This is a genomic window from Paracoccus sp. SM22M-07 (genome assembly GCF_001887735.1).
Lineage (GTDB): Bacteria > Pseudomonadota > Alphaproteobacteria > Rhodobacterales > Rhodobacteraceae > Paracoccus.
This window is the reverse complement of the sequence record NZ_JPKW01000011.1, coordinates 79,923-101,896: the sequence shown is the minus strand read 5'-3', so window position 1 is coordinate 101,896 and position 21,974 is coordinate 79,923. Positions and strand designations below refer to the sequence as shown.

Sequence of the window (21,974 nt, the reverse complement as noted above, 5' to 3'; positions counted from 1 at the left end):
CCGGACAGGGCTGCTAACCCTGTCCCCCCAACACGACCCGGAGGCGACCATGCAGATCCAGACGACAGCCTTGCCGGGCGTGACGGTCATCACCCCCGCCCGGCATGGCGACAGCCGCGGTTTTTTCAGCGAGAGCTGGAACCGGCGCAGTCTGGATGCGGCGGGATTGCATCTGCCCGACTTTGTCCAGGACAACCATTCCGTGTCGCGCCATGCGGGGACGTTGCGCGGGTTGCATTACCAGGCCCCGCCCCATGCCCAGGGCAAGCTGGTGCGTTGTGGGCGCGGGGCGCTGTTCGATGTCGCGGTGGATGTCCGCCGAGGCAGCCCGACCTGGGGGCAATGGGTGGGCGTGGATCTGAGCTTTGAGAACGGTCGCCAGCTGTGGATTCCGGCAGGGTTCCTGCATGGCTTCGTCACAAGACAGGACGATACCGAGATCGTCTATAAATGCACCGACCATTATGATCCCGACTGTGATGGTGCAGTGGCGTGGGATTCCCTTGGCATCGATTGGGGGGTAGAGAGCCCCATCCTGTCGGACAAGGACCGTGCTGCCCCAGAATTCGCCGGCTGGCAGTCGCCGTTTTCATGGCAGGCGACATGAAGCTGCTGGTCACAGGGGGCGCGGGCTTCATCGGATCGGCGGTGGTCCGACTGGCCATTGCGCGCGGCCACCGGGTGGTGAACCTTGATGCCCTGACCTATGCGGCGAACCTTGACAATCTGGCATCGATCGAAGGGAACCCGGCCTATTCCTTTGACAAGGCCGACATTCGCGACCGTAATGCGCTTGACCGGATTCTGACGCTTCACCGACCCGACGCGGTGATGCATCTGGCCGCCGAAAGTCATGTGGACCGTTCGATCGACGGGCCGGCGGCCTTCGTCCAGACCAATATCCTGGGCAGCTTCCATCTGCTCGAGGCGGTGCGGAGCTATTGGGCTGCGGCGGGACGGCCGGCGGGATTCAGATTTCATCACGTCTCGACCGACGAGGTCTTCGGCAGTCTTGGAGCCACGGGTCAGTTCACCGAAACCACCGCCTATGACCCGCGCAGCCCCTATTCGGCCAGCAAGGCAGCCTCGGATCATCTGGTGCGGGCCTGGCATGAAACCTATGGATTGCCGGTGGTTCTCAGCAATTGTTCCAACAATTACGGGCCTTATCATTTCCCTGAAAAGCTGGTGCCGGTGGTGATCCTGAATGCGCTGGCGGGGCGGTCGATCCCGGTCTATGGCGATGGCGGCAACATCCGCGACTGGCTCTATGTCGAAGATCATGCCGATGCGCTGCTGACGGTGCTGCACAAGGGCCGGGTCGGGCGCAGCTATAACATCGGCGGCGAAAACGAGGCGCGCAACATCGATCTTGTCCGCATGATCTGCGCCCATATGGACGATCTGCGGCCCGGCGCCGCCCCGCATGCCGATCTGATCCGCTTTGTGCCCGACCGACCCGGCCATGACCGACGCTATGCCATCGACCCGACCCGCATGCGATCCGAACTGGGCTGGCGGCCCTCGGTCACGCTGGAACAGGGGCTGCGGCGAACGGTCGAATGGTTCCTGCAGAACGAAAGCTGGTGGCGACCCCTGCTGAACCGGCAGGGCGTCGGACAGCGTCTGGGGATGGCATGATGCAAGGGCTTCTGGTCTTTGGACGCACGGGCCAGGTGGCGCGGGAACTGGCGGCCCTGGCCCCGGACGCGCGGTTTCTGGGCCGTGACCAAGCCGATCTGGCGGATCCGCAGGCCTGCGCAAACGCCATCGGGAACGCGACCGCCGTCATCAATGCGGCCGCCTATACCGCCGTGGATCAGGCCCAGAGCGATCCGCAGATGGCCCACCGGATCAATGCCGATGCGCCCGCCTCCATGGCATTGGCCTGCCGGATGCGCGACATTCCCTTCCTGCACATCTCCTCGGACTATGTCTTTTCGGGTCAGGGCAGCGCGCCGCGTGCCGAAGACGCAGCGACCGACCCCCTGAACGTCTATGGGGCGTCAAAGCTGGCGGGTGAACGGGCGGTGATGGAACAGGGCGGGCAATCGGCGATCCTGCGGACATCATGGGTGTTTTCGGGTCATGGGCGGAATTTCGTGACGACCATGCTGCGCATGGGGGCGTCGCGCGACAGCATCTCTGTCGTGGACGATCAGGTGGGTGGCCCGACCCCGGCCGCCGACATTGCCGTCGCCCTTCTGACGATGGCCGCAGCCATGCGGGACGATCCCAGCAAAGGCGGCATCTTTCACCTGTCGGGCGCGCCAGACATTTCATGGGCGGGTTTCGCCACGCAGATCTTTCACGACGCGGGGCTGTCCTGCCGGGTCGATCCGATCCCGACCGAAGATTACCCCACACCCGCGCTTCGGCCGCTGAACTCGCGGCTGGAGTGCAGCCGCATCCGGCGGGCCTTCGGCATCGAGCGGCCCGACTGGCGCCAGGCCTTGGGGCGCATCCTGAACGGCGAAAGGCAGCCATGACCGACCGCAAGGGCATCATCCTAGCCGGGGGCAGCGGAACGCGCCTCTATCCGATCACGCTGGCCGTCTCCAAGCAGCTGCTGCCGCTTTATGACAAGCCGATGATCTACTACCCGATCACGGTGCTGATGCTGTCAGGCATCCGCGAGATCGCCATCATCACCACCCCCGAGGACCAGTCCCAGTTCCAGCGGCTGCTGGGCGATGGCGGTCAATGGGGGCTGCGCTTCACCTATATCGTGCAGCCCCGCCCCGAGGGTCTGGCACAGGCCTATCTGTTGGCCGCCGGGTTTCTGGACGGGGCGCCGTCGGCCATGGTCCTGGGCGACAACATCTTCTTTGGGCACGGGTTGCCCCCGATGCTGCTGGCTGCCGATGGGCGACCGACGGGCGGGACCGTCTTCGGCTATCACGTGCGCGACCCTGAACGCTATGGCGTCATCGATTTCGACGAACTGGGCGGCGTACGGGCCATTGTCGAAAAGCCGTCCGTGCCGCCCTCCTCGTTTGCGGTGACGGGGCTGTATTTTCTTGACGGCACGGCCCCAGATCGGGCGGCCAAGGTGACCCCATCGGCACGCGGAGAGCTTGAGATCACCACATTGCTTCAGTCCTATCTGGATGACGGGCTGCTGCATGTCGACCGGATGGGGCGCGGCTTTGCCTGGCTGGACACCGGAACCCATGAAAGCCTGCTGGACGCAGGGAATTTCGTCCGGACGCTGGAAAACCGCCAAGGGCTGCAATCCGGCTGCCCCGAGGAAATCGCCTTCGAATCGGGGTGGATAACCCGCGAGGATCTGGCCCGCCAGGCCAGGACTTTCGGGAAAACCGGATATGGCGCCTATCTATTCAAACTGCTTGATTGATCCTGATCAGTCCCAAAACGCTTTAAAACAACCCCCGCGGTAGTATTTAGATGCAATAACAACTTAATAACTTTTATTGATTAAAAGAATTTTGTTGTCATTATAATTTTAACTATCTATTAGTATAGAGCGTAGAAAGAATAAGGTTGTTCACCTTGTCTTCTGCCCATCCGGAACCGTCCAGGAACCGGATTTTCTGCAAGGCTGCCAAGCCAAGCGCATGTCGGATAAAGATAATGTTTCCAACTGGCCCATGTGGCGCCGGGGCATAAGGTCATTCCTTTTGCCTTGATGATGGGGAATGTCGGAGATCGCAATCTTCAATCTGACAATTCGACTGCAGGTCGGCCCGGGTGGGCAGGCCTTAAAGGCGCCGGGTCATGTCGGCACCGGCTTTTAAACGAGTATCTTTTTTTCCGATGGAGGAAGACATGGCTACGATCGATGGAACGGTGAATGACGACGATCTGATGGGCACCGACGGTGCGGACATCATCAAGGGTGGTGACGGTGATGACCTCGTCAAGGGCGGCGGGGGCAGCGATCACCTGAAGGGCGATGCCGGTGATGATGTCATCAACGGCGGCGCAGGGGGTGATCTGGTCGAAGGCGGTGCGGGCCGTGATACCGTGATGGGCGATTCGGGCGACGATACCATTCGCGGCAATGACGGCAATGACAACCTGTCCGGGGGCGTCGGCAATGACGTGCTGGACGGTGGCGCCGGCAACGACAAGATGTTTGGCGGCCAGGGGAACGACAAGCTGTTCGGCGGTGCCGGCAATGACAAGATGTTCGGTGGCGACGGGGCCGACCGCCTGGAAGGCGGCGATGGCAACGACCGTCTGAGCGGCGGCGGCGATGGCGATGAGCTGAGCGGCGGCCAGGGCAAGGACGTCCTGGATGGCGGTGCCGGAGCAGACATGCTGACCGGCGGTGCGGGGTCCGACACCTTCATCTTCCAGGACGGCGATGGCCGCGACAGCTTTGTCGACTTCACCACCGGTGGGGACAGCGATGTCCTGCAGCTGAGCAGCCAACTGTTCGACGCCCCCATGAGCGCCCAGGACGTCATCGATATGTATGGCACGACGGTGGACGGCATGGCCGCGCTGGATTTTGGTGATGGCGACATGATCATCTTCCAGAACATGACCGACCTGTCCGGCCTGGCCGCGCATATCGAATTCATCTGAGCCCCGGTCAACGACATATGGAACGGGCGGCACCGCAGGGTGCCGCCCGTTTTTCGTCATCCCGTGCCACCTGCTGAAGACGTCTGGAGGTCAGGCGCAACTCACCGCGAATTCCCGATCATTCCGGGGTGGAGAAGCATGCGCAGCGCCTGTTCAGGCCCATCCGCACATGATCACGCGGATAGGGGAACCTTGCCGGATGCGCTCAGACCTCGACCGTGACGGGTCCCATCGGGTTGGAACAGCAGGCCAGGATCCAGCCCTCGGCGATGTCGTCATCGCTGATCCCGCCGTTGTGGACCATGTGCACATCGCCCGCGGTCTTGCGGATCTTGCAGGTTCCGCACAGCCCGAAGGTGCAGCCCGAGGGGATGTTCAGACCCGAACGCTTGGCCACGGCCAGCACGGTATCCGTTTCCGCGCAGGCCGCCGTCACGCCGCTGGCGGCGAAGGTGATCTGGGCGCGGGCATCCTCGTCGGGGGCGATATCCTCGATGACGGGGGCTTCGGCCTCGGTGGCGACGGGCGCGCCGAAGCTTTCCTGGTGATAGCGGTCCATGTCATAGCCAAGCGCGATCAGCATGTCGCGCACCGCCTGCATGAAGGGTTCGGGCCCACAGCAGAACACCTCGCGCTCCAGGTAATCGGGCGCCATCAGGCCCAGCATCAACTGGTTCAAACGCCCTTGGTATCCGGTCCAGGTGATATAGGGCTCGGGCTCCTCGATGGTGAAGCGCAGTTGGACGCCCGGCACGCGGGCGGCGAACTGTTCCAGCCGTTCACGGAAGATGATGTCCGAAGGCCGCCGGGCCGCATGGACGAAGGTGATGTCGGCATTCTGCGCCTGGTCCCACGCCCATGTCGTCATCGACATCATCGGCGTGATGCCCGACCCCGCCGAGATGAACAGGTATTTCGGCGCCCTGTGCCGGTGGAAGCTGAAGATGCCCCCCGGCCCATAGGCCTTCAGCCGCATGCCCGGCTTCAGATGGTCCATCATCCAGCGCGTGCCGATCGAATCCGCCTGCGCCTTGGCCGTCACCGAGATCGACAGCGGCCGCGAGGGCGAGGACGAGATCGTGTAGGTGCGCTGGACGTTGCCCCCCGGAACCGGCAGGTCCAGCGTCACGAACTGTCCCGGTTGGTAATCGAACCATGCGCCCGAAGGTGCCCGGAAGATGAAGGTGGTCGTGTCGCGCGTTTCCGGCACGACCATGACGCATTCCAGGTGTTCGTTGTCGGACCAGGGTTCGACGTTCCAGTTCAGGCGGGGCTTTTTCATCGGATCACTCTGCGGCGTGCTGCATTCCAAGGCGGGCGGACATCAGGCCGCAATACCAATCGACGAAGTGGATGACGCCCGCTTCCTGGGTGGGGGAATAGGGGCCGGGCTGATAGGCGGGCGACAGAATGCCCTTCTGGTTTTCCTCGACCACCTGACGGTCCTCGTCATTGGTGTTCAGCCAGACGCGGGTCAGGGTCTCGATGTCGTAATCCACACCCTCGACCGCGTCCTTGTGGACCAGCCAATGGGTGGTGACCTGCGTTTGGGTGGGGCTGATCGGCAGGACGCGGAAGACGATGGCGTGGTCGGGCAGGAAATGGTTCCAGGTCGAGGGGAAGTGATACAGCATCAGGCTGCCTGCATCGTTCCACGGGATGTTGCCCATGCGCCGCGTGACGGCGGCCTTGCCGGACATGGTAAAGCTTTCCTGATTGTCCATCAGCGGCACGCGGGCCATGCGCCATTGCATCCGCGCATCATTGACGAAGCGCGACGGCAGGTTCGCGGCGTCACAGCGGGCCCAGTGGTCCAGGATCTCGGGGCTGGCGGCGTTCGGCCCTTCCATCACCGTCATCAACGGATCGTCGGAATAGGTCCGGCAAAGCGAGGGATGCGAACCGCCGCAGTGATAGCATTCGCGGTTGTTCTCCATCACCAGCTTCCAGTTGCCCTGTTCGACGATGGTGCTGGAATGGGCGATCTTGGCATCCGCCAGCCCCGAGGGCGCGGCATAGCGCATCACGTTCTGCGCGAAATCGCTGATCGCCGGCGGGACATCGGCCAGGCAGATGAAGACCATCCCCGCCAGGTCGACGCAATGGACCGGCTTCAGCCCGTATTTCGACGCATCGAAATCAGGTCCCATGTCGCGGGCAAAGACCAGCTTGCCCGTCAGGTCATAGGTCCATTGGTGATAGGGGCAGACCAGCTTGGGGTTGCTGCCGCTGGATTTGGCGCAAAGCCGCTGGCCGCGATGGCGGCAGACGTTGTGAAAGGCGCGCAGCCGACCGTCATCGCCGCGGGTGACGACAATGGGGCATTCGCCCACCTGCATGGTGACGAAGCTGCCCGTCTTGGGCAATTCGCAGGACGGCCCCACGAACAGCCACTCGCGGTACCAGATCTGGTCCAGATCGTCGCGATAGGCCTGTTCCCCGCAATAAAGATCGCGCGGCAAGGCGTGGTCGGGAAGGCGTTCGGCAATCAGCTGAGCAGTCGAAGGGGCATATGTCATGGCGCAGATCGTTCCCTAGGCGCTTGGCGGTGGCAGTGACCCGAACCTAGAAGCGCGCCGCGATCCGACGTGGCAGATTTGCGACATTCGGACCGCGGAAACAGACACGCGATGCAATTTACGCCGCCACCAGCCCCGCGGCGCGCAGACGGGCCAGCTGTTCGCCCGAATGGGGCCCCAGTTCCGCCATCAGGGCGCGCAATTCGGCGACCATGGCCGGGGGGCGGGCCAGGTTCACCGTGTGGAACAGGCCGGTCCTTTCCAGATCGCCGGTCATGGTGCTGGTCAGATAGCCGTTCTGACGCGGCACGACCCACATCCACCGGCCCGCCTGTGCGTGGTGGCGGGCGTGGCGCAGATCGACGAAGCCCCTGGCATCCTCGATCTGGTCCAGCCGGGGCATGTTGCGCCCCAGCTGACAGGCGGTGCCGGTGCCCAGGATATCGACCTTGACCATGTGGGGCGCCCGCTTGTGGAACATCCAGTTCTTCCACCCCTGCTGCCCCTTGTCGTCCTTGGCGACCCAGGCACTGCCCAGAAAACCCAGCACGTTCCGATCCGCCGGCAGATCGTCAAAGAAGGCCATCGTCCGGCTGACATAATCGGGCGGATAGACGATGTCGTCGTCGATGGTGAAGACCATGTCGTCATCTGCGGTCCGAAAGGCGAACTTGCCGGCATCCTTCAGGTCGCGGTCGGGAATCATCGCCTCTATCCGGTCATCGGCGGCCAGCGCGTCGGGAATGCGATCATGGCCGTTCAGGCAGATGCACAACCGGTCCACCTGCGGCAGGATCGAGGCGACGGTCTGCATCAGGATCCCCGCGCGCGGGGGAAAGGTCGCCAGATGGGCGCGGATCATGGGTCGGGCCTGTGATGTCTGTCCGATTGCAGCATGCCCGCCGGCGAATGGTCAGGCAACCGCCCGCCTCGCCTCAGTCCCAATAGGCGGCGGCCATGAAGTCGCGCTTGGCCACGCCCCGATCCAAGAGCATCTTGCGCGCGGCACGGGCATCGGGCGCATGACCCGCGAACCAGACAAAGCCGTTTTGGGGCAGATCGGCCTGCGACAGCGCCGTCAGCAGGTCGTGCCGGATGCGGACGCGGGGGTCATCGGCCAGGGCCTCAAGATCGGCGGGATCGGCATCGACGATTGCCTGGACCGGCCCCGGGACCAGGTCGCGCGACAGGTGCAGCATCCGCGCGATGGCCGGCAAGGCGGTCTGATCGCCGAACATGGACAGCGCCGGCACCTGCGGACACCACCCCCCGCCCGGTCCGATGATGCCCACCTGCGTGCCGGGCCGGACGGTTTCAGCCCATGCGCAGGTGGGGCTGCCGTCATGGCGGAAGATGTCGAAATCCAACCAACCCTGCCCCTGTGCCGCCACGGTATAGACGGGACGGTGAAGGGCATCATCGCCCTCGGGCCAGATCGTGCGCCCCTTGGCTCCGACCCGCGGCCAGACCGGATCGCGCCCCATTGCGGGCAGCAGCAGGCGGAAATGCAGGCTGTCGCGGCCGAAACGCTCGGCATCGGGTCCGGTCAGGCGGACACGCAGGAAGCCGGGGCTGGGATGGCTGACGCCCGCCACCCGCATCAGCGACAGGCCGGGGGCCAGCGCGCCTTCGTCGACATGATCCCATGCGACCTCCAGCCCCGCTTCGGCAAAGATCTCGGACGCGCTGTCCTGAAGATTGCCGATCAGGCGCAGTTCGGGGGCCAGCAATTCGACCCGGGTGCTGTCGGATTCGGCGGTCAGCCGCAATTCGCAGCCCCAGACGAACAGGCTGAGCACACCGGGCGTTTCGGTCAGCGGTGCCTCCCACGCGCTGGCCCGCGCCTTCAACGCCGCCGCCGCAGCCCCCGAGGCCCGAGGAATAACGCCGACACGGCGGTGGCTGGACATGAGCGACATGGCGAAACCTTTCCTTTGCAGAAGGTGTGATATTCCCCATAAATTTTGTCAACTAATTTTGGCAAAAAGCATGATCCAGCTTTTGCAATTTAATGGAAGGATTTTTCAAAATACTTGGCAAAGCGCCCCCGCTGTCGTATGCCAAGCTGACGCAACAGGCGGTGGTACCCGATTCCACCGCAATCCGGAGGAACAGCATGACCGACAGCACCACCCATCGCCACGGCCTTCAGATCGACGGCCGGCTTGCGGATTTCATCGACACGCAGGTGCTGCCGGGCACCGACGTGCAGCCGGATGATTTCTGGAAGGGCTATGCCGATCTGCTGTCGGAATTCGCCGGGCGGAACCGGGCGCTGCTGGATCAGCGCGCCGCGCTGCAGGGGCAGATCGACGACTGGCACCGGGCCAATCCCGACATGGACCCTGCGGCCTATCGCGCATTCCTGACCGAAATCGGCTATCTGGTGCCGGAACCTGCGCCTTTCAGCGTCGAAAATGGGGATGTCGACCCCGAGATCGCGACCTTGGCCGGTCCGCAGCTGGTCGTGCCGGTCAGCAATGCCCGCTTTGCCCTGAACGCGGCGAATGCGCGGTGGGGATCGCTTTACGATGCGCTGTACGGATCGGACGTGATGGGGCCGGTGCCTTCGGGCGGCTTCGACACGGCGCGCCGTGATGCGGTGGTGGCAAGGGCGGCGCAGTTCCTGGATGACAGCTTTCCGCTGACCCAAGGCAGCCATGCCGATGTGACGGCCTATGCCGCCGACGCGGCAGGTCTGCGCGCGACGGTCGACGGTCAGGACGTGGCCCTGGCCGATCCGACGGGTTTTGTCGGCACCCGCACGGACGGCGCCGATACGGCGCTGGTTCTGCGCCACCACGGGCTGCATGTCGAACTGGTGCTGAACCCCGACCACCCGATCGGCGCGGCCTCGGCCAGCGGCCTGCGCGACATCGTGGTCGAAGCGGCCCTGACCGCCATCCAGGATTGCGAGGACAGCGTCGCCGCCGTGGATGCCGCCGACAAGGTGGCCGTCTATGGCAATTGGCTGGGCCTGATGAAGGACGACCTGACCGAGAGCTTTGACAAGGGCGGCAAGACCATGACCCGCCGCCTGGCCGATGACCGCCGGATCACCCGCCCCGACGGCAGCACCCTGACCCTGCCGGGTCGCGCACTGCTGCTGGTGCGCAATGTCGGTCACCTGATGACCACCGATGCGGTGCAGATCGACGGTCAGCCGACCCCCGAAGGCCTGATGGACGCAATGGTCACCACCGCCTGCGCCATCCACGACCTGAAGCGGACCCAGGGTCTGGGCAACAGCCGCGCGGGCGCGATCTATGTCGTGAAGCCCAAGATGCACGGCCCTGCCGAAGCGGCATTCGCCGATGAGGTCTTTACCCATGTCGAAAAGGTGCTGGGGCTGGCGCCCAACACCGTCAAGCTGGGCCTGATGGAAGAGGAACGCCGTACCAGCGCGAACCTGGCCGCCTGCATCCACGCGATCCGCCACCGCATCGTCTTTATCAACACCGGCTTCCTGGACCGCACGGGCGACGAGATTCACACCTCGATGCAGGCGGGCCCCTTCGTCGGGCGCGACGGCATGAAGACCTCGACCTGGCTGAAAGCCTACGAGGATCGCAACGTGCTGATCGGCTTGGCCGCGGGCATGAAGGGGCGCGGTCAGATCGGCAAGGGCATGTGGGCCAAGCCCGATGCCATGGCCGAAATGCTCGAGGTCAAGATCGGCCACCCGAAATCGGGCGCCACGACGGCATGGGTGCCCAGCCCGACTGCCGCCGTGCTGCACGCGTTGCATTACCACATGGTCGATGTCGCGGCCCGTCAGGAAGACCTGAAGGACAAGCCCCTGCCCGGTCTGGACCTGCTGCTGACGCCGGCGCTGGCCGATGGCCCGATCCCGCAGGACCAGGTGATGCGCGAGCTGGACAACAGCGCGCAGGGGATCCTGGGCTATGTCGTGCGGTGGGTCGATCAGGGCATCGGCTGTTCCAAGGTTCCCGACATCGACGATGTGCAACTGATGGAGGACCGCGCCACCTGCCGGATCAGCGCGCAATACCTGGCCAACTGGCTGGAACACGGGTTGATCACGCAGGATCAGGTCGAGGAGGCCCTGCGCCGCATGGCCGCCAAGGTCGATGCCCAGAATGCGGGCGATCCCGCCTATCGCCCGATGGCACCGGAGTTTGACGGGCCCGCCTTCAATGCGGCCCGGGACCTGATCCTGACCGGCGCGGAACAGCCCTCGGGCTATACCGAACCGGCTCTGCATGCTTGGCGGGCCAAGGCCAAGTGGGCGGCCTGATCTCTCCTCCGAAAGGTGAATGCGGGCGCCATTGCGGCGCCCGCGCCACCTGCTAAGCTGGTTCGGCAAAACATCAGCGGGGCTTGGAACGGCATATGGCGGGAAAACGAATTGCGGTGGCCGGGATCGGCTATGTCGGTCTGTCGAACGCCGTCCTGCTGGCCGAACGCAACAGCGTCCGCGCGCTGGATGTGGATGAAAGCCGCGTGGCGATGCTGAACGGGCGCAAATGCCCCATCGTCGATGACGACATCTCGGATCATCTGGCCCATCGCAAGCTGGACCTGACGGCGACGACCGACCCCGCCGTGGCCTATCGCGACGCCGACGTGGTGATCGTGGCCACGCCCACGAATTACGACCCGGTGACGAATTACTTCGACACCTCCAGCGTCGAGGCCGTCATCGCCGACGTGATCCGGTTGGCCCCGCAGGCGCTGATCGTGGTGAAATCGACCGTTCCCGTGGGCTTCACCCGCCACGTGCGCGACAAGATGGGAACAGACCAGGTCATCTTCAGCCCGGAATTCCTGCGCGAGGGCTTGGCGCTGCATGACAACCTGCACCCGTCGCGCATCGTGGTGGGCGAGGACAGCCCCCGCGGGCGCGCCTTTGCCGACCTGCTGGCCGAGGCGGCGCTGGACGACGACGTGCCGATCCTGTTGACCGGATCGACCGAGGCCGAGGCGATCAAGCTGTTCGCCAACACCTATCTCGCTCTGCGCGTGGCCTATTTCAACGAATTGGACAGCTATGCCATGTCGCAAGGCCTCGACAGCCGCCAGATCATCGAGGGCGTCGGTCTGGATCCGCGGATCGGGACCCATTACAACAACCCGTCCTTCGGCTATGGCGGTTATTGCCTGCCCAAGGACAGCAAGCAGCTGCTGGCCAATTACCGCGATGTGCCGCAGAACCTGATCGCCGCCGTCGTCGATGCCAATCGCACCCGCAAGGACACCATTTCCGACGCGATCCTGGCCCGGAACCCAAAGGTCGTCGGCATCTATCGTCTGGTGATGAAGGCCGGTTCGGATAATTTCCGCCAAAGCGCCGTTCAGGGCATCATGAAACGGCTGAAGGCCAAGGGCCTCGAGGTCATCGTCTATGAGCCCGCGATGACCGACGACAGATTCTTCGGATCCGATGTCGTCGCGGATCTGGCCCAGTTCAAGGCACGCGCCGACCTGATCGTCGCCAACCGCGTGACCCAGGACCTGCATGATGTCCGCGACCGCATCTATACCCGCGACCTGTTCGGGGCGGACTGACCGTCACAGCATCTGGCGCAGCCGCTGTTCGATCTGGCGGCGGCGCCAGCGCGACCTGATCTGCTTGGCGTAAAGGTTTCTGGGCAGCAGGCAGATCGTTTCGTCGTTATGCTTCAGCAGGAAACGCCGGGTGGCGGCGGCGACGCGGCTGTCGGCGGATGTCAGCGCGGCGACCGTCACCTCGACCTCGGTGATGTCCTCGATGTCGATATTGTCGAAGCTGTTGTGGCGGGCGCGGTCCAGAAGGTCGGTGACGCTGCCGATATCCACGGAATCGCCCGATTTCAGCGGCCCCTGCAGGGTCGCCTCGCGCGGGGTCCTGTGCTGTTCGCGCGCGATCTCGGTCCGGTCGGCGACCGAGGAGATGCGTTCCCCCTGCGCCGTGCGCACCGACAGCATGATCTCCAGCACATAGATCGGCTCGAACCCCAGGTTGCTGACCAGAATGCGGGCCGACAGGTCGCGTGCGCCGCCCAGATGCACCAGGATTTCGGTCCGGCGCTGTCGCCGCAGCCCGGACACGATGATGTGCAGATAGACCATCCAGACCATCGCCGTGACGGTCGCCATTCCCGCCTGAACGATCCCGCTGTTTTCGGACACCCAGTCCCACATGGTATTCCCCCCGCCTGACCCCTTGCACGGTTTGCGGGTCCCAACACGCGCATGGCGTGGTTGTTCCACCTCAGGAACTTCGTGCCACCGACGCGGGTTCAACCCCAGTCCGTGAAAGGAAATTGCCATGACCGAACCCACCCCAAGCGCATTCGAGGGCCGCATGCTGGCCCATCGCCGCATTCTGGCCCGCCTGATCGCCGCCCTGCCCGAGGCCGATCGCACCGCCATGATGGACTGGATGGACAACCGCGAGGTGATGCGGGACGGACAGGAAGATCCGGGCGCCGTCCCCACCGAGGGAAGCGCGCTGGAGCTGGCCATGGCCGATGAATTCACCCGGATCGCCACCTTGGCGGGCGACAGCATGGCCGAACGGTCTAGCTGACGTTCAGCCTTGTCAGCAGCCGGTCCAGGTCGATCCGCACCCGAAGGCGCGCCATCAGCAGGAACATGCCCCCCAGCTTGCGATGCAGGAACATGACCTCTGGCGGGGGCATATGCGCCGCGCATCGGGACCTAGACAGGCGCAGGGCGATATCGGCGATCTGCTGGGGGATCTGGGTTTCCGCGGCATCGAAGACCCCGCCGCGACGCAATGGTGCCAAGGCCAGGCCCAGCATCTGCATCACCGCGACCCTCTGATCGTCACCGGCATTTGGCGCCAGATAGCCGATGTCGGTGGCGGCCTTTTGCAAAGCCGCTTGATCCTGCGCCAGTCCCGCCCGCAGCAGCGCCTTGTATTTCGGTGCCAGATCGGGGGAAAAGCCGCGCAGGGCGCCGAAATCCAACAGCACGATGCGACCGCTGTCCCCCTGCCAGCGGTAATTGGCGAAGTTCGGATCGGTCTGCATCAGGTTGAACGTGAACAATTCATCCATGGCCAGATCGACCAGGTCCTGCCCCACCCGATCGCGCGTTTCGGCAGGGGCGGTCACAAGGCTGTCGATGGGCCGGCTGTCGATGAAATCCATCGCCAGCACCTGATCCGAGGTCAGAGCCGCATCGGGTGCCGGCATGACGATGCCCGGCCGGTCGCCCAACACTTTGGCATAGGCGGTCATGTTGGCGGCTTCGGCCAGGTAATTGGCCTCGGCATGCAGCTGCTGGCGGGCTTCGGTCAGAATCGGCGCCATGTCCAGACCCTGGGGCAGCAGTCCCGACAGACGCAGCAGCATCCCCAGATTGTCCACGTCGCTGTCGATGCTGGCCCGAACTCCCGGATACTGGACCTTGACCGCCAGAACGCGCCCGTCCCGCGTCACCGCCCGATGCACCTGTCCGATCGAGGCCGCCGCGATGGGCGTCATGTCGAACCGGGAAAAGCGGGTTTGCCAATCATCGCCCCAGGCCCGGGTCAGCACGGTCCTCAGCTGGCGTTCGGGCATATGATCGGCCCCCGCCTGCAATCCTTCCAGGATCACGGCAAGTTCCGGGGGCAGGAACTGGCCCGTCTCCATCGAGACCAGCTGGCCCACCTTCATCGCCGCACCGCGCATCCGCGACAGCTGCGTGGCAAGACGAGCGGCATTCGCCGGCGTCATCAGCAGTTCGCGCGCGTCGGGGCGACGACCGGTCGCCAGCTGACCCAGGCCCTGCGCGATGGCGCGGCCGCCGATGCCGGTGGCCAGCCCCCCGATCCGCATCAGCCGCGTCAACCGACCCGAGGGGACGGCAAGGGGCCGGGGCGGGCGCCTATCCATGGCCCAGGATCTGGGCCGCCATGGCCGTGCCGCTGGCCCATCCGTCCCGCGCGGTCGGCCCAAGCGCCCAATCGCCGCCGACCAGCAGACCCGCATCCATATCGGCCAGGAAAGCCTCTCCAAGCGGGCGCGACGCACGGGCATAGAGCCAGCGATGCGCCGCACTGTGCTGCAGATGTCGCGGTTCCGCCCCCAGACGGTCCAGCAGAACGGGGGCCATCATCGCCGCCAGATCGTCGAAGGCCAGATCGATATGGCGCGCGCTGTATTCCGGATCGGCCTGCATGACCCAAGTGGCCAGCGGCCGGCCTTGGCGGCCCGGCTTGCCACCGTCATGGGCGATCCAGGCGGCGGCCCCCGATCCCTCGGCCCAGGCAAAGGGCCGGGGCGCATCGGGCGACAAGCCCGCCATCAGCGTGACACAGGGGTCATAGGTCACGTGATCAAGCGCCGCCGCAAAAGGATGATCGGCACCCAGCAGGTCACGGGCCTGAGGCGCGGGGATCGCCAGAACGACGCGGCCCGCATCGATCCAGCGGTCGTCGAGGGCAATCTGCCAGCCCGCCCCATCGCGACGCAGCCCGGCAAACATCGCGCCTTGGGTCACCTCCAGACCGGCAGCCATGGCCCGCACGACATCGGACATGCCGGGGCGTCCGACCCACCCGCGATCACCCCATGGCGCCACCGCATCGCCAAGCCCCTGCAGCATCGTCAGGAACTCAGGGTCGGACACCGGCAGATCCTGGGCGCCGTGATCGAATTGCATCCCTTGGGGGCCGCGCCGCGTGGCCATTCGTCCACCGATGCCCCGCCCTTTGTCGAAAACACGCACGCGAAGGCCGGCCCGGTGCAGCAGCCTTGCACAGGCAATGCCGGTAATGCCCGCGCCGATGATGGTCACCTGATCGGTCATGAATGGCCCCCTGCCTTGTGCCGCACGCCCCATCAGGGCAGGTCGGGCCGACCGGTGCAAGGCGGCGATTTGTCACCAGCCCGTCAGTCCAGGTTCAGGTGACCCACGAAATCCAGGAAGCTGGCCAGCGCGGCCGTCACCAGCTTGCGGCTGGAGTAGAGCACATGGACCGGCACGCCGGGCAGCGCATAATCGGGCATGACCGGAACCAGCCGACCCTGCGCCAGGTCATCGGCGACCTGGAATTCCGGGGCCAGCGCGATGCCCTTGCCCGCCACGGCCAGCGATCGCAGCAGTTCCCCGTTATTCGAGGAAAAAGCCGGGGTGATCTTTTGATAGATCACCTCGTTTTCATGGCGCAGGGGCCATGTGCTGGGACCGCGCAGGTTGGTGTAATGCAGGCATTGATGATCGCGCAGCTGGGCGGGGCTGTCCGGGCTGCCCTTGGCGGCGATGTAATCGGGCGAAGCGACCAGCATGATCCGCGCATCATGCAGCTTGCGGGCATGAAGGGTGCTGTCCTCCAGGTTGCCGATGCGGATGACCGCGTCGAAACCGTCGCGGGTCAGGTCCGAACGCCCGTCATCCAAAACCACGTCCAGCTGGATGTCGGGATGTTCCTCCATGAAGCGGACCAGATGCGGTTGAAAGACCTTCAGCGTATATTGCACCGGGCTGCCCAGCTTCAGCGGCCCCGACGGGCGTTGCGATGCCGCGCGCACGGCCTCGGTCGCGGCGTCCAGCCGGGCCAGGATGTCGCTGATCTCGGCATAAAAGCTGAGCCCGATGGCCGTCGGCTTGACGGCCCGCGTGGTGCGCGTCAGCAGCCGCGTGCCCAGATCCGCCTCAAGATCCGAAATCAGCTTGCTGCACATGCTTTTGGAAATGCCGACCTTGCGCGCGGCATTGGCAAAGCTTCCCTCGTCGATGATGGCCGCAAAACTGCGGAGGACCTTGATATCCATGCCGATGTCCAACAGGGACCCGTCGCGTTCAGCCAAGACGCCCATGGGCCCGGTGCCAGATAAAGAAAGACCGCCATGCCCGAACTGGACATGACGGTCGGAGGGTTCCGTGACGGAACCGACCAGCTTCTGAACCATTAGCGGTCCTGGTTGTCGGTTGCAACTTTCGTGCTGGTCGGGAAGGCGGTGACGGTCAGGATTTCGTCGCCGTTCAGGTTGGCGCGGGCCAGTTCGGCCGAGGTCATCACCGAATCCGCACGGACGTCCATGGTTTCGACGGCGGTGACGGTGTTGACGGCGTCGGGGCGTTCGTTGCGGGCGCTGGTTGCTGCACCGGCAGCGGTGGTTGCCAGGGTCAGGGCGGTCATTGCGATCATGATGGATTTCATGGTTTCAGTCTCCGTATGTGAATGTCAGGGAAACGACTGCGCCGTTTCGATGACTGTCAGATAAGAGGGAGGACTGTCATTGATTAGTCATGAAATATCGCCTTCTGTGTTCGATATGGCGGTATAATCGCGCGCCATCGTTCACAGGATCAGCATTATCCGGCGCCGTCATTCCCCTCCACAGATCTGCGCGATGCGCGACAGGATCGCGTCCGTGTCCCCATCCGCGCCATAGGCCTGCAGCGGCAGATCGGCCCATTCGGCGTCGGGACCCTTGCGGTCGCGCGGGTTCATGACGGTCAGGCCAAGACCGATCCCCTGCCACAGCACCCTGACCTGTCCGTGGATCAGGCGGAACAGCTCGGGGTCGGTCAGAAAGACCGCAGCACAGCAATCGTGGATGACCATCCCGTCATAGCCCGCCTGGCCATAGAAGCTGATGTAATCCTGCGACAGGTCCGCCACCAGCTGCATCCCTGCCCCGCCCGTGGCCGCAATGGCCTGCAATTCGCGCCGCGTGATCAGGGTCCGCGTGGTCAGGTCCAGGGGGATCGCCGTGACATGCCAATCGGCCCCGAAGACCATGTCGGCGGCCAGGGGGTCGCCCCAGATATTGGCCTCGGCGGCGGGGGTGATATTGCCGGGGACACGGAAGGCGCCGCCCATGATGACCACGTCACCCACCAGATCGGCGATATCGGGGGCCATCTGCAGCGCGCGCGCCAGGTTTGTCATCCGACCGACGGCCAGGATGCGGATCTGGCCCGGATTGGCGCGGATCTGGTCGATGATGAACTGCGCGGCGCTGTCGGGTTCATCAATGGGCTGTTCGGGAATGTCGATATTCCCCAAACCGTTCTGCCCGTGGATGTGGACGGGAAAATTCTCGGTCGGCATGTCGGGGGTCAGGGACTGGGCGGCACCCGCATGGACCGGGACCGTCACCCCCCAGGACCGCAACAGGAACCGCGCGTTTCGCGTCGTGACCGCCACGGGGGCATTGCCGAAGACCGTCGTCACGCCCACCAGCTGCACCTGCGGATGCCGCACCAGGTAATAGAGGGCAAGCGCGTCGTCCACGCCGGGATCGGTGTCAAAGATGACCTTGTGCTTGCCCATGTTCCGTTCCTGCCTATCATGAAGAAGCGGTTGCTTTAACCTGCTGTCCGGCAGGGTCAACCACCCGCATGCCCTGATGGCAAGGCTGGGACGATGCGAATGCGCAAGGCGGGACGAATTGCAGGACTGGTCGCGCTGCTGCTGGTGCTGGCGGTCGGGGCCGTGCATCTGTGGAACGGGCGGGGATCGGGGGCGCAGGCGCTTGGCGCGGCGGGGCCGCAGGATCTGCGGCTGGCCAGCTTCAACGTGCATTACATCCTGCTGGACAAGCCCGACGGCGCTTGGTCGGTGGCCGATTGGGACCGCCGCAAGCCAGCCATGATCCAGGCGGTGGCCAGCCTTGGCGCGGACATCATCGCCTTTCAGGAAATGGAAAGCTTTCGCCACGGCGATGACGGGGCGGTGAACCTGGCGCGCGATGCCCTGCTGGACGCCATGCCCGATTATCGCGCCGCCGCGACCGGCGACTGGCGCAGCTTTCCGTCGACGCAACCGATCTTCTATCGTCCAAAGCGTCTGGAGCTGCTGGACCAGGGCTGGTTCTTCTTTTCCGAAACGCCCGAGGTGATCTATTCGCGCACCTTCAACGGGTCCTATCCGGCCTTTGCCACGTGGGCGCGGTTCAACGACCGACGCAGCGGGCGGGATCTCCGGGTCGTGAACGTGCATTTCGACTATCGCAGCGGGCAGAACCGCCTGCGTTCGGCGCAGCTGGTCCGCAACAGGGTAGCTGCATGGACCGGGACGGGCGAACATGTCGTGCTGGCGGGTGATCTGAACGCCATGGCCGGATCGCAGACCGTCGACATCCTGAAACAGGCCGGGCTGGCCCTGACGCCTGTCCGGGGGGCGACCTATCACCTGGACCGTGGGCTGAACCTTTTCGGCGCGATCGATCACGTCATGCATGATTGCGGCACGGCCATGCCGGCGCGCCCCGTCGCGATCCGCAAGCGTTTTGCGGGGGAATGGCCAAGCGATCACTATCCGATCCTGTCGCAGATCATCCCCGGCGCGGGCCGCTGCGGGCCCTAGCGGCCGGTGCGCGCCATGAAGCGGCGGTCGATCCGGTCCTTCCACCGCCAGACCCAGGGCCCCGCGACATGCAGACCGCGCCACAGGGCCAGCCCCGACTTGCCGCCAAGCGAGACGATCTTCAGGTGATGGCGCTGCGGCTTGTGCGCCAGCAGCGGCTTGTCCAACAGCAGGGCCAGGATGTTCTGGGCCAGTACCGGCCCTTGCCGGACCGCATGAACACCCGCCCTGGGGCGTGGCGCATCGGTGATGACCGCGCAGTCGCCCACCGCGAAGATGCCCACATGACCCTGGGCCTGAAGGTCCGGCCCGACGGACACGAAGCCCTTGGCATCGCAGGGCAGGCAGCGCGCCAGCCAGGGCGCGGGCCGCCCCCCCGCCGCCGCGATGGTCAGGTCGCTGGCGATACGGGTGCGGTCGGTCAGGATCACATCCTCGGGCAGGATGCAGGCGACCTGGGATTTGATGTGGACCGTCACCTGCCGGTCGGCCAGCGCTTCCAGCAGCATGCGGCGTGACGCGGGCGGCAGTTCACCAAGGATTCGCGGCCCGGATTCGATCAACGTGACATGGGGCCCGATGCGATGGGCCGCGGCCAGGGCCAGCTCGACCCCGGCCACCCCGCCGCCGATGATGGCGACGGGACCGGGATTGTCCAGAAAGCGCGCCCAACGATCGGCAAAGGCCGACAGGGGTTTGACCGCCACGGCATGTTCGGCAAAACCGGGGATCTGGCGCAGATCGCCCTGGATGCCGATATCGATCGAGGCGATGTCGAAACCCATCCTTCCCGCCGTCGTGGTGGCCTGCCGATGCAAGGGGTCGATGCCGTCGACCTTGCCCGTGACCAGGCGGACCCCGTGCCGTGCAGCGATCCGGGCCAGGTCAAAGCGCGCATCAGCGGCCTCATAATGTCCCGCGATGACCCCCGGCAGCATCCCGGAATAGGCGGCAAAGGGGGAAGGGTCGATCAGGGTGACCTGCGCATCGGGCATCTGGCGCCTGATCGTGGCAAGGGCGACCAGATGGGCGTGGCCCGCGCCGATCAGCAATATCCGGGGTGCATCCTGCATCTTGGGTCCTGCCTTGTCGCGCTTGCCAAGGGTTGCGCAGGAACGCCCCCCTTGGCAAGCGCGACAAGCGGGCTAGAGCGCCATCGTCGCCTTGACCGCCCGACCCCAGGCCGCATAGCGGGCCTCGCGGTCCTCATCGTCCATCTGGGGTGTAAAACTGCGGTCCAGCCGCCATTCATCGGCAAACCCCTGGGCGTCGGGATAGATCCCGCATTTCTGTCCTGCCAGCCAGGCCGCGCCAAGTGCGGTGGTTTCGGTCACGCGGGGACGGTCGACCTGGGCGCCAAGGATGTCCGACAGGAACTGCATGGCCCAATCGGACGCGCTCATCCCGCCATCGACGCGCAGGGCGGTTTCGCCCTTGGCCTGCCAGTCGGCCTTCATCGCCTCCAAGAGGTCGCGGGTCTGGAAACCGACGCTCTCCAATGCGGCGCGGGCGAATTCGGCGGGACCGGAATTGCGGGTCAGCCCATAAATGGCGCCGCGGCAATCGGGCTGCCAATAGGGGGCGCCAAGTCCGGTGAAGGCCGGGACCAGGATCACCTGCTGCCCGGGATCGGCGGTTTCGGCCAAGGGCTGGGTCTCGGCGGCGTGGCGGATGATCTGCAGCCCGTCGCGCAGCCATTGCACCACCGCGCCCGCGATGAAGATCGACCCCTCCAGCGCATAGGTCGGCTTGCCGTCCAGCTGATAGGCGATCGTGGTCAGCAGGCGCTTGGTCGAGGTAACGGGCGTGTCGCCGGTGTTCAGCAGTGCAAAGCAGCCGGTGCCATAGGTCGATTTCATCATGCCGGGCTTGAAGCAGGCCTGGCCCACGGTCGCGGCCTGCTGATCGCCCGCGACGCCGGTGATCGGAATGGGACGCCCGAACAGGTCGGGCCGCGTGGTGCCGAAATCGTCGGAACAGTCGCGCACGTCGGGCAGCATCTTCAGCGGGATGCCGAACAGATCGCTGATCGTGCGGCTCCAGCGGCCCTTGTGAATGTCATAGAGCATGGTGCGCGCGGCATTGGTCGCATCGGTCGCGTGGACCTGTCCGCCAGTCAGGTTCCAGATCAGCCAGCTGTCGACGGTGCCGAACAGCAGGTCGCCGGCCTCGGCCCGGTCGCGGGCGCCGTCGACATGGTCCAGGATCCATTTCAGCTTGGTGGCCGAAAAATAGGGGTCGACCAGCAGGCCGGTGCGCTCGGTGATCATCGGCGCGTGGCCGGCGGCCTCCAGCTCGCGGCAGAAATCGGCGGTGCGGCGGTCCTGCCAGACGATGGCATTGTGGATGGGCTTGCCGGTCTGGCGGTCCCAGACCAGCGTGGTTTCGCGCTGATTGGTGATGCCGATGGCGGCGATGGTGGGGTTGCCCGCCTTTTCGATGGCGGCGCGACAGGTGGCGGCGACGCTGGCCCACAGGTCGGCGGGGTCGTGTTCCACCCAACCCGATTGCGGGAAATGCTGGGGAAATTCCTCTTGCGCGCTGGCGGTGACGGCCATCTTGCTGTCAAAGACGATGGCGCGGGACGAGGTCGTGCCCTGATCGATGGCAAGGATATGGGTCATGGCAAT

At 64.9% G+C, this 21,974-nt stretch carries 21 protein-coding genes; 9 read left to right on the top strand and 12 right to left on the bottom strand.

The features are described from left to right. The first annotated feature begins 49 nt into the window (after positions 1-49). From rfbC to IE00_RS15105, 5 genes are all read left to right on the top strand, one after another. A complete protein-coding gene (gene rfbC / locus IE00_RS15125; protein WP_072298038.1) occupies positions 50-607 on the top strand; it encodes a dTDP-4-dehydrorhamnose 3,5-epimerase in 558 nt (185 codons plus the stop codon). After that, the gene (rfbB, locus tag IE00_RS15120; protein WP_072298037.1) at positions 604-1,641 is read left to right on the top strand and encodes a dTDP-glucose 4,6-dehydratase; all 1,038 of its coding nucleotides are present in this window, start codon (positions 604-606) and stop codon (positions 1,639-1,641) included. Before rfbC ends, rfbB begins: the two co-directional genes overlap by 4 nt. Next, entirely contained in the window at positions 1,641-2,489 is an 849-nt protein-coding gene (rfbD, locus tag IE00_RS15115; RefSeq protein WP_072298099.1) for a dTDP-4-dehydrorhamnose reductase, read from the top strand. The genes rfbB and rfbD overlap by 1 nt, the downstream gene beginning before the upstream one ends. Continuing rightward, positions 2,486-3,358: a glucose-1-phosphate thymidylyltransferase RfbA gene (gene rfbA, locus IE00_RS15110; protein ID WP_072298036.1), complete on the top strand. Its 873-nt coding sequence runs from the start codon at positions 2,486-2,488 to the stop codon at positions 3,356-3,358. Before rfbD ends, rfbA begins: the two co-directional genes overlap by 4 nt. 431 nt (positions 3,359-3,789) lie before the next feature. Continuing rightward, entirely contained in the window at positions 3,790-4,554 is a 765-nt protein-coding gene (locus IE00_RS15105) for a calcium-binding protein (protein ID WP_072298098.1), read from the top strand. Positions 4,555-4,759: 205 nt separating this feature from the next. Here the strand turns inward: IE00_RS15105 and IE00_RS15100 are convergent, their stop codons facing one another. The 4 genes from IE00_RS15100 to IE00_RS15085 form a co-directional block, all read right to left on the bottom strand. Next, on the bottom strand, positions 4,760-5,836 hold the full coding sequence (locus tag IE00_RS15100) for a hybrid-cluster NAD(P)-dependent oxidoreductase (protein WP_072298035.1): 1,077 nt from the start codon (positions 5,834-5,836) through the stop codon (positions 4,760-4,762). A 4-nt stretch (positions 5,837-5,840) separates the two neighbouring features. Further along, the gene (locus IE00_RS15095) at positions 5,841-7,073 is read right to left on the bottom strand and encodes an aromatic ring-hydroxylating dioxygenase subunit alpha (RefSeq protein ID WP_072298034.1); all 1,233 of its coding nucleotides are present in this window, start codon (positions 7,071-7,073) and stop codon (positions 5,841-5,843) included. Positions 7,074-7,191: 118 nt separating this feature from the next. Next, positions 7,192-7,935 (bottom strand): glycosyltransferase, encoded by a 744-nt coding sequence (locus tag IE00_RS15090; protein ID WP_072298033.1) that lies wholly within the window; start codon positions 7,933-7,935, stop codon positions 7,192-7,194. Between the two features lie 73 nt (positions 7,936-8,008). Further along, positions 8,009-8,992 carry a siderophore-interacting protein gene (locus IE00_RS15085; protein ID WP_072298032.1) on the bottom strand — a complete coding sequence of 328 codons (984 nt, stop codon included), beginning with the start codon at positions 8,990-8,992 and terminating at the stop codon, positions 8,009-8,011. A gap of 197 nt (positions 8,993-9,189) precedes the next feature. Here IE00_RS15085 and IE00_RS15080 point away from each other — a divergent pair, with 197 nt between their 5' ends. Both IE00_RS15080 and IE00_RS15075 read left to right on the top strand, forming a co-directional pair. After that, entirely contained in the window at positions 9,190-11,331 is a 2,142-nt protein-coding gene (locus IE00_RS15080) for a malate synthase G (protein ID WP_072298031.1), read from the top strand. Between the two features lie 95 nt (positions 11,332-11,426). Then, positions 11,427-12,602: a nucleotide sugar dehydrogenase gene (locus tag IE00_RS15075; protein WP_072298030.1), complete on the top strand. Its 1,176-nt coding sequence runs from the start codon at positions 11,427-11,429 to the stop codon at positions 12,600-12,602. A 3-nt stretch (positions 12,603-12,605) separates the two neighbouring features. Here IE00_RS15075 and IE00_RS15070 read toward each other — a convergent pair whose 3' ends face one another. Continuing rightward, entirely contained in the window at positions 12,606-13,217 is a 612-nt protein-coding gene (locus tag IE00_RS15070) for a hypothetical protein (RefSeq protein WP_072298029.1), read from the bottom strand. A gap of 127 nt (positions 13,218-13,344) precedes the next feature. On the opposite strand from IE00_RS15070, the gene IE00_RS15065 reads away from it, so the two are divergent. Beyond that, entirely contained in the window at positions 13,345-13,605 is a 261-nt protein-coding gene (locus IE00_RS15065) for a hypothetical protein (RefSeq protein ID WP_072298028.1), read from the top strand. Here the strand turns inward: IE00_RS15065 and IE00_RS15060 are convergent. The 5 genes from IE00_RS15060 to IE00_RS15040 form a co-directional block, all read right to left on the bottom strand. Then, positions 13,598-14,920, bottom strand: a complete 1,323-nt coding sequence (locus IE00_RS15060; RefSeq protein ID WP_072298027.1) for an AarF/ABC1/UbiB kinase family protein — start codon at positions 14,918-14,920, stop codon at positions 13,598-13,600. The genes IE00_RS15065 and IE00_RS15060 overlap by 8 nt on opposite strands. After that, the gene (locus IE00_RS15055; protein ID WP_072298026.1) at positions 14,913-15,836 is read right to left on the bottom strand and encodes an NAD(P)/FAD-dependent oxidoreductase; all 924 of its coding nucleotides are present in this window, start codon (positions 15,834-15,836) and stop codon (positions 14,913-14,915) included. Before IE00_RS15055 ends, IE00_RS15060 begins: the two co-directional genes overlap by 8 nt. A gap of 83 nt (positions 15,837-15,919) precedes the next feature. After that, entirely contained in the window at positions 15,920-16,939 is a 1,020-nt protein-coding gene (locus IE00_RS15050) for a LysR family transcriptional regulator (RefSeq protein ID WP_083554439.1), read from the bottom strand. Further along, the gene (locus IE00_RS15045) at positions 16,939-17,178 is read right to left on the bottom strand and encodes a hypothetical protein (protein ID WP_139291473.1); all 240 of its coding nucleotides are present in this window, start codon (positions 17,176-17,178) and stop codon (positions 16,939-16,941) included. Before IE00_RS15045 ends, IE00_RS15050 begins: the two co-directional genes overlap by 1 nt. A gap of 180 nt (positions 17,179-17,358) precedes the next feature. Continuing rightward, positions 17,359-18,309 carry a nucleoside hydrolase gene (locus IE00_RS15040; protein WP_072298024.1) on the bottom strand — a complete coding sequence of 317 codons (951 nt, stop codon included), beginning with the start codon at positions 18,307-18,309 and terminating at the stop codon, positions 17,359-17,361. 93 nt (positions 18,310-18,402) lie between these two features. Between IE00_RS15040 and IE00_RS15035 the strand changes: the two genes are divergently transcribed. After that, positions 18,403-19,344, top strand: coding sequence for an endonuclease/exonuclease/phosphatase family protein (locus tag IE00_RS15035; protein WP_072298023.1), 942 nt, complete (start codon positions 18,403-18,405; stop codon positions 19,342-19,344). Here the strand turns inward: IE00_RS15035 and IE00_RS15030 are convergent. Then, positions 19,341-20,417: an FAD-dependent oxidoreductase gene (locus IE00_RS15030; protein ID WP_072298022.1), complete on the bottom strand. Its 1,077-nt coding sequence runs from the start codon at positions 20,415-20,417 to the stop codon at positions 19,341-19,343. The genes IE00_RS15035 and IE00_RS15030 overlap by 4 nt on opposite strands. A gap of 72 nt (positions 20,418-20,489) precedes the next feature. Next, positions 20,490-21,968, bottom strand: a complete 1,479-nt coding sequence (gene glpK / locus IE00_RS15025) for a glycerol kinase GlpK (RefSeq protein WP_072298021.1) — start codon at positions 21,966-21,968, stop codon at positions 20,490-20,492. Positions 21,969-21,974: the final 6 nt, after the last annotated feature.